Origin of the sequence: Novosphingobium piscinae, assembly GCF_014230355.1 — a bacterium.
GTDB classification, from domain to species: Bacteria; Pseudomonadota; Alphaproteobacteria; order Sphingomonadales; family Sphingomonadaceae; genus Novosphingobium; species Novosphingobium piscinae.
The window spans coordinates 35175-41287 of sequence record NZ_JACLAX010000022.1 but is presented as its reverse complement, the minus strand read 5'-3'; the positions used below and the strand labels follow the sequence as shown (position 1 = coordinate 41287).

General features: G+C 66.4%; 8 protein-coding genes. 2 read left to right on the top strand and 6 right to left on the bottom strand.

The genetic code is table 11. The features are described from left to right. Window positions 1-456: 456 nt before the first annotated feature. Complete coding sequence (locus tag H7F53_RS15755) at window positions 457-918, top strand: transcriptional regulator (RefSeq protein WP_185680469.1); 462 nt, start codon at window positions 457-459, stop codon at window positions 916-918. A gap of 45 nt (window positions 919-963) precedes the next feature. Further along, entirely contained in the window at window positions 964-1230 is a 267-nt protein-coding gene (locus H7F53_RS15750; RefSeq protein ID WP_185680468.1) for a helix-turn-helix transcriptional regulator, read from the top strand. A gap of 284 nt (window positions 1231-1514) precedes the next feature. Here the strand turns inward: H7F53_RS15750 and H7F53_RS15745 are convergent, their stop codons facing one another. From H7F53_RS15745 to H7F53_RS15720, 6 genes are all read right to left on the bottom strand, one after another. Continuing rightward, entirely contained in the window at window positions 1515-2174 is a 660-nt protein-coding gene (locus H7F53_RS15745; protein ID WP_185680467.1) for a CoA transferase subunit B, read from the bottom strand. Next, complete coding sequence (locus H7F53_RS15740; RefSeq protein WP_185680466.1) at window positions 2174-2884, bottom strand: CoA transferase subunit A; 711 nt, start codon at window positions 2882-2884, stop codon at window positions 2174-2176. Before H7F53_RS15740 ends, H7F53_RS15745 begins: the two co-directional genes overlap by 1 nt. Before the next feature lie 43 nt (window positions 2885-2927). Next, the gene (locus tag H7F53_RS15735; protein WP_185680465.1) at window positions 2928-3350 is read right to left on the bottom strand and encodes a globin; all 423 of its coding nucleotides are present in this window, start codon (window positions 3348-3350) and stop codon (window positions 2928-2930) included. Between the two features lie 10 nt (window positions 3351-3360). Then, window positions 3361-3669 carry a 2Fe-2S iron-sulfur cluster-binding protein gene (locus H7F53_RS15730; protein ID WP_185680464.1) on the bottom strand — a complete coding sequence of 103 codons (309 nt, stop codon included), beginning with the start codon at window positions 3667-3669 and terminating at the stop codon, window positions 3361-3363. Between the two features lie 92 nt (window positions 3670-3761). Then, entirely contained in the window at window positions 3762-4985 is a 1224-nt protein-coding gene (locus H7F53_RS15725) for a cytochrome P450 (protein WP_185680463.1), read from the bottom strand. Beyond that, window positions 4986-6077: an LLM class flavin-dependent oxidoreductase gene (locus H7F53_RS15720; protein WP_185680462.1), complete on the bottom strand. Its 1092-nt coding sequence runs from the start codon at window positions 6075-6077 to the stop codon at window positions 4986-4988. It abuts the gene before it with no gap. Window positions 6078-6113: the final 36 nt, after the last annotated feature.

The window sequence follows — 6113 nt, the reverse complement described above, 5'->3', positions numbered from 1 at the left end:
TGGGCGGCGCTGGCGGCGAGCGCCGCGATCGTCAGCGGCACGACAATGTCGAGGGCCTTGCCGAGGGGCAGGGCGGATCGCCGGGGGAGGGTGAGAGAGGTCATGGGGATGCTCCAGCTGGAGGGTGAGCACAGCGTCCTAGCGTTCGCTGTGAATTCCACATGCCTCTAGGAAATGGATGTAGGAAATGGCGGGGCGAGATCGAGCGTGCCAGGCGGATCGATGCGGACTCATCTTTCGCCGTGTGTCGCTCTGACTCGGCATTTAGGTCGTAGATACTGAGCCGGATAGCTGGCGTATGCCGTGCTCAGCGACGGCGTTCTCCGCCGACTCGCAGCTAGGATGTGATTCGTAAATTACCGATATGTTCCGTTAATGTTCTTTCTTGTTTCCTACGCGCCGTCGCCTGCGATATTCTCTCGACTCGAACCGGATCAGCCGACGAGGAGCACAGACATGACCGCAGCATCACCCCCTGCAGACCTGGCGAACCAGGCCCTGGCCCGCGTGTTGACCCACGCGATTGCGGCCTCGGGCCGGCCCCGCCACATCATCGCGACCGAGTGTGGCATGCACCGCGAAACCCTGCTGCGTGTTGCGCGCGGCGACCGCGCGATCGGCCTTGACGAAGCGGCCCGCGTGCTTGGCGCCTGCGGCGCCTGGCCGCGCGCCAGCCTGATCCTGCTCCTCGCAGGCGAGGAGGACCTTGCGCGCGAATGGATGCACAGCGCCATGGGTGAGTTCCTCGAGGAGTTTCTAGCTGGCCTCCCGGGACAGATGCAGCGGGTACTTGGCCGCCGCCTCGAGGACATTCGTCCGCGCTGGGCTGGCGGTACCGCCCAGCTCGTCGCCCGGCTGCTCGCCAAGCACATCGACGATGTGGCGAACCGCGACATCACCATGTCGCTGGTGCGTTAGCTCACAGGGTTCGGAGGGGTCTGAACGTCAGGGTCGAGATAAGACATGGAAGAGATCAACCAAACCCGCACTTCGAAGGCCGTTGCCGAGTCTCCCAATACACCGGGGCGACTTCTCCGGCTGCCTGAAGTCATGGCGCGGGTGGGCTTGCGCCGATCGGCCATCTATCAGCGCATGAGCGATGGGCGTTTTCCGAAAGCTCGTTCTCTCGGCCCCAAGTGTGCGGTGTGGGTCGAAGCCGAGATAAACGCCTGGATCGCGGCGGTTGCGGAAGGGCAGTGCCAAATGAGAGGGCCTACCACTTCGGAGTGACTTTCAGCTTTGTAGTCTTGCGCACTTTGCATCCTCTGCGCTTGGGGGCATTCCCGGGGGCGCTGGCGCGAGCGGGTGGGGGCACGGGCCCCAAACTCGATCCAGAAGTCGCATCCAAGCGTTCGCCAGAACGTGTTTTCCGTCCTGTGGGTTCGAATTCGAGCGGTTCTGTCACCCACGTCCGGGGGGGGGGGGACTCGCGCCGGCCGAACTGGCTTGCGCCAGTTGGCCGTGTGGCCTTGCGACTGCCCGGGTTCGTGAGAATAGGCAGGATTGCTGCCGGGTCAGTCCACGTACTGCGCGGTGGTCTTTGCCCGCACCTCGTGGGCGGTCACCCCGGGGGCGCATTCGACCAGGCGGAACGGGCTGGCGTGATCGGGGCGCTGGAAGACGGCGAGGTCGGTGACCACCATGTCGACCACGTTGCGGCCCGTGAGCGGCAGGGTGCAGGCTGGGATGAACTTGGCGCTGCCGTCCTTGGCGCAGTGCTCCATCACGACGATGATCTTCCTGACCCCGGCGACGAGGTCCATCGCCCCGCCCATGCCCTTGATCATCTTGCCCGGGATCATCCAGTTGGCGATGTCGCCGTTTTCGGCCACTTCCATCGCGCCCAGCACGGTCAGGTCGATCTTGCCGCCGCGGATCATCGCGAAGGACTGCGCGCTGTCGAAGTAGGCCGAATGCGGCAGCTCGCTGATCGTCTGCTTGCCGGCATTGATCAGGTCGGCGTCGACCTGGTCCTCGGTGGGGAAGGGACCGATCCCGAGCATGCCGTTCTCGCTCTGCAGCGTCACGGTGATGCCCTGCGGCACGTGGTTGGCGACCAGCGTGGGGATGCCGATGCCCAGGTTCACGTAGTAGCCGTCGCGCAGCTCCTGCGCGGCGCGGGCGGCCATCTGGTCGCGGGTCCAGCCCTTGGTCAGTCCATCATGCTTGGTCATCAGCCGACATCCGTGCTGCGGGTGGTGCGGAACTCGATCTTCTTGTCGTAGGGCGCGCCGACGACGATGCGCTGGACGTAGACGCCCGGCAGGTGGATCGCATCGGGATCGAGGCTGCCGGGCTCGACCAGCTCCTCGACCTCGACCACGCAGACCTTGCCGCAGGTCGCCGCGGGCACGTTGAAGTTGCGCGCGGTCTTGCGGAACACGGTGTTGCCGGTGGTGTCGGCCTTCCATGCCTTGACCACGGCGAGGTCGGCGAAGATGCCCTGCTCGAGGATGTAGTCCTGTCCGTTGAAGGACTTCACCTCCTTGCCCTCGGCCACCAGCGTGCCGACCCCGGTCTTCGTGTAGAACCCCGGGATCCCCGCCCCGCCCGCGCGCATCCGCTCGGCCAGGGTCCCCTGGGGGCAGAACTCGACCTCGAGCTCGCCGGCGAGGTACTGGCGCTCGAACTCCTTGTTCTCGCCGACGTAGCTCGCGATCATCTTGCGCACCTGCCGCGTGCGCAGCAGCTTGCCGATGCCTTCGTTGTCGATCCCGGCGTTGTTGCTGGCGAAGGTCAGGTCCTTGACCCCGCTATCGCGGATCGCATCCAGCAGCCGCTCGGGAATCCCGCAGAGGCCGAAGCCGCCGCTCGCGATCAGCATGCCGTCGCGCAGCAGCCCGGACAGGGCGCTCGGCGCGTCGGGGTAGACTTTCTCGGCCATCGTCTTGTCCTTTCGTCGTTCTGTGAGCCGGCGGCGCGGTTCGTCAGCAGGGGCTGGCGACCGTTTCTGCCCGATCGACCGCGTCGCGCAGTCTGGTCAGGAGCGCTGACCAGACCTGAGTATGTTCCGCCCGCCATGCCGACCCCGCGGCGCGTTGCATGGTATCCATCAGCATCCGCGCTGCTTCGGTGAAGTCCGCTGCGGCGATCGCGCCGTAGCTGTGGTGCCGGGCCGTGCAATCGGCAATCAGGGCGTCACCAACCGGATCATCCGTGGCCAGAGCCGCAAGGATCGCCAGCATCTCGTTGACCATGGCGCCTTGCGTCGTCGCCGGGCGGCTGAAGTCGTCGCGTTGTTCGGGCCACGCCTCGTAGAACCGTGCGAAGAACTCCGGGACCACATCGAGACCGGTCCCGGCCACGGCCTCGATAGAGGCTTCCAGGACCGAGCCGGGCGCGCAGGTCATGAACGCTGTGTCACTCTTCCGGTGCGATGCGCACGGTGAGGCCGGAGTGGCCCTCGGTGAGCGTCACTTGGCATGACAGGCGCGAGGTCGCGGTGCGGTGGCTCGAGGAATCGAGCAGGTCGTTCTCGTCCTCGCTGAGACCGCTCTGGTCGTCGCCGTCGACATAGACGTGGCAGGTGGCGCAGGAGCAGCACCCGCCGCACAGCGCGAGCAGCTGGTCGAAGCCGTGGTCGCGGATCGCTTCCATCAGCGTGGTGCCGGGGGCAGCCGAGATCGGGGTCGACGCGCCCTGGCGGTCGACGACAGTTAGCGTGATCATCAGTGGGATCGCTTTCGATTGCAACGTTGAGACAGCCCGTCCGGACGGAGGGGAGGCATCTGCCGCCCCTCCGTCCGGCATTGGTGGGGCGATCAGGCCGTCGGCCAGCGCAGGATGAACGGCTCGCAGCCGCCGACGATGCCGCCGCGGTGGCGCAGCGTCTGGCCGGGCTCGAGCTCGAAGCGCGGGATCCGGGCGAACCATTCCTCGAGCAGGACCTTCATTTCCATGCGGGCGAGGAACTGGCCGGGGCAGGTGTGGTGACCGCTGCCGAAGGCCATGTGGTTGCGCACCTTGCGATCGAGATCGAAGGCCATCGGGTTCACGTTCATCTCCGGGCTCAGCGCATAGAGCTCGGTCGGGGCGACGACCATGTCGCCCTTGGCCAGCCGGACACCGTCGACCTCGGTATCTGCCACGACCTCGCGTGCCGAGGAGACCAGCGGCAGGCGCCGCAGGCACTCGTTGATCGCGGCATGGTGCAGGTCGGTGCTGGCGGCGAGCCGCGCCTGCACCTCGGGCGCCTCGGCCAGGATGCGCATGGTGAAGCTCATGAAGTTCACCACGGTGTCGAGCCCGCCGACCAGGACCTGGATCGCCAGGCGGGCCGACTCGCTCAGTGTCATCGGCCGGCCTTCGACCTCGCTGGTGGCGATGTGGGTGAGCAGGTCGTCCCCGCCTTTGATCCGCCGCTCCTCGAGGATCGGCTCGACATAGGCCTTGAACGCCTCGGTCGCCTCGGCCGGGGTCATGCTGCCGTCGGGCCGGGTGAACTGGTCCGCCAGCGGCTTGAGCTTGGGCAGGTGCTCCTCGGGCAGGTCCACCAGCTGCATGAACACACGCAGCGGCAGCTGCTCGGCGAATTCGTGGACGAAGTCGCAGCGGCCGTTGGCGACGAAGCCGTCGATCAGCTCGGCTGTGAGCTTGCGCACCTTGGGTTCGAGCGGGTGGATCGCCGAACCGTAGAGCTTGTCGTTGAGCACCTTGCGGAACGGGCGGTGCACCGGCGGATCGAGCGACAGCGGGATGAACTCCGCATAGGCTTCGCCCGCGGTCGACTTCGGGACGAGCACGACCCGGCTGGAGAACCGCGTGGCGTCGGAATAGACCTGGTTGATCAGGTCCGGCGACAGCGCGATCCAGTGGCCTTCGTTGTGCGGGGTCCAGACGATCTGGTGCGGGGTCGACTTCTGCAGTTCGGCCCAGGCGACATGCAGGTCGAACTGGCCCTTGAACGGGTTGTAGATGTCGAAGTCGACGATCCGGTCGGCCGGGATGTCGGCGGCCGGCTTGGCGAGGGTGGCGGTGTCGCTCATTCAGGCCTCCACGGCGGCGAAGGCCGCGGTCGGGAGCTTCGGGGCGATGTCCTGGGCCATGCGACGCATGGACTCGTTCCACGGAGTCGGGTTGTCGATGTAGTCGTAGCTGTAAAGCAGGAGCGTGCCGAAGCCGCCGCCAAGCCCGTCCATCCAGGCCTCGAACTTTTCCTGCACCGTCTCGGGCGAACCCACGATCCAGAAGTTGTCGGCGAGGAACTCCAGCGTCACGTCGGAAACCGACAGGCCGGTGCCCTCGACCATGGCCTCGGCGATGCCGAAGGCATGATAGGTCGGCAGCAGGTATTCCTTCCAGGCGCGGCCCATGCCGCCTTCGAGCGCCAGCTTGCGCGCCTCTGCGTCGGTGTCGGCGATGAACACGTCGCGCACCACGCGGTGCTTGGTGCGGTCACCCGGGCGGCCCGCATCGGCGGCGGCCGTGGCGAAGATGTCGAAGTGATCGATCAGCGCGCGGTTGCTCGAGAACACCGAACAGGGCGAATACCCATGGGCGCCGGCATAGCGGATCGAGGGCGAATTGGGGCTGAGCCCGGTCATCGCCATCGGCATGTGGTCGCCCCAGGGGCGCTGGTCGCGCACCGGGTGGTCGGCGTCGCCTTCCGGGATACCCGCATTCCAGAATTCGCCCTGGTAGTCGAAAGGCTCGCCCTTCCAGATCATCTCCATGATCTTGACCGACTCGGCCTGCATGCGGTGGTTCTTCGACAGATCGGTGAAGCCGCGCATGCGGGCGTCACCGGGATAGGCGCCAGGGGCAATGCCCATCTGGTAGCGACCCTTGAGGATGTGGCTCAGCCAGGCGGCCTGCGCGGCGAGCGTGGCGGGGTGGTAGTAGGGGAGCAGGTGGGCGAGGGGGCCCAACTTGATCCGCTCGGTCTGACGCGCGGCGGCGGCGATCACCAGCTCGGGGCTGGGAATGGCTTCCCACATCAGGGTGGCGTGCTCACCGATCCAGTATTCGCTGAACCCCGCCTGGTCGGCGGTGACGGCCTGAGCGACAGCCCAGTCGAACACCTCGGAGGGGGTCCGCTCCGGCGGCAGGAACGGGGTCTGGAACATACCGACTTCCATGGCTTCTCTCTCCATCGTCGTGATTGCGTGCGACCG

What these genes read in the sequence shown, in the direction of transcription:
- H7F53_RS15740 (WP_185680466.1), bottom strand. Translation starts at nt 2,884, where the DNA reads ATGGCCGAGAAAGTCTACCCCGACGCGCCGAGCGCCCTGTCCGGGCTG.
- H7F53_RS15725 (WP_185680463.1), bottom strand. Translation starts at nt 4,985, where the DNA reads ATGAGCGACACCGCCACCCTCGCCAAGCCGGCCGCCGACATCCCGGCC.
- H7F53_RS15755 (WP_185680469.1), top strand. Translation starts at nt 457, where the DNA reads ATGACCGCAGCATCACCCCCTGCAGACCTGGCGAACCAGGCCCTGGCC.
- H7F53_RS15720 (WP_185680462.1), bottom strand. Translation starts at nt 6,077, where the DNA reads ATGGAAGTCGGTATGTTCCAGACCCCGTTCCTGCCGCCGGAGCGGACC.
- H7F53_RS15735 (WP_185680465.1), bottom strand. Translation starts at nt 3,350, where the DNA reads ATGACCTGCGCGCCCGGCTCGGTCCTGGAAGCCTCTATCGAGGCCGTG.
- H7F53_RS15745 (WP_185680467.1), bottom strand. Translation starts at nt 2,174, where the DNA reads ATGACCAAGCATGATGGACTGACCAAGGGCTGGACCCGCGACCAGATG.
- H7F53_RS15730 (WP_185680464.1), bottom strand. Translation starts at nt 3,669, where the DNA reads ATGATCACGCTAACTGTCGTCGACCGCCAGGGCGCGTCGACCCCGATC.
- H7F53_RS15750 (WP_185680468.1), top strand. Translation starts at nt 964, where the DNA reads ATGGAAGAGATCAACCAAACCCGCACTTCGAAGGCCGTTGCCGAGTCT.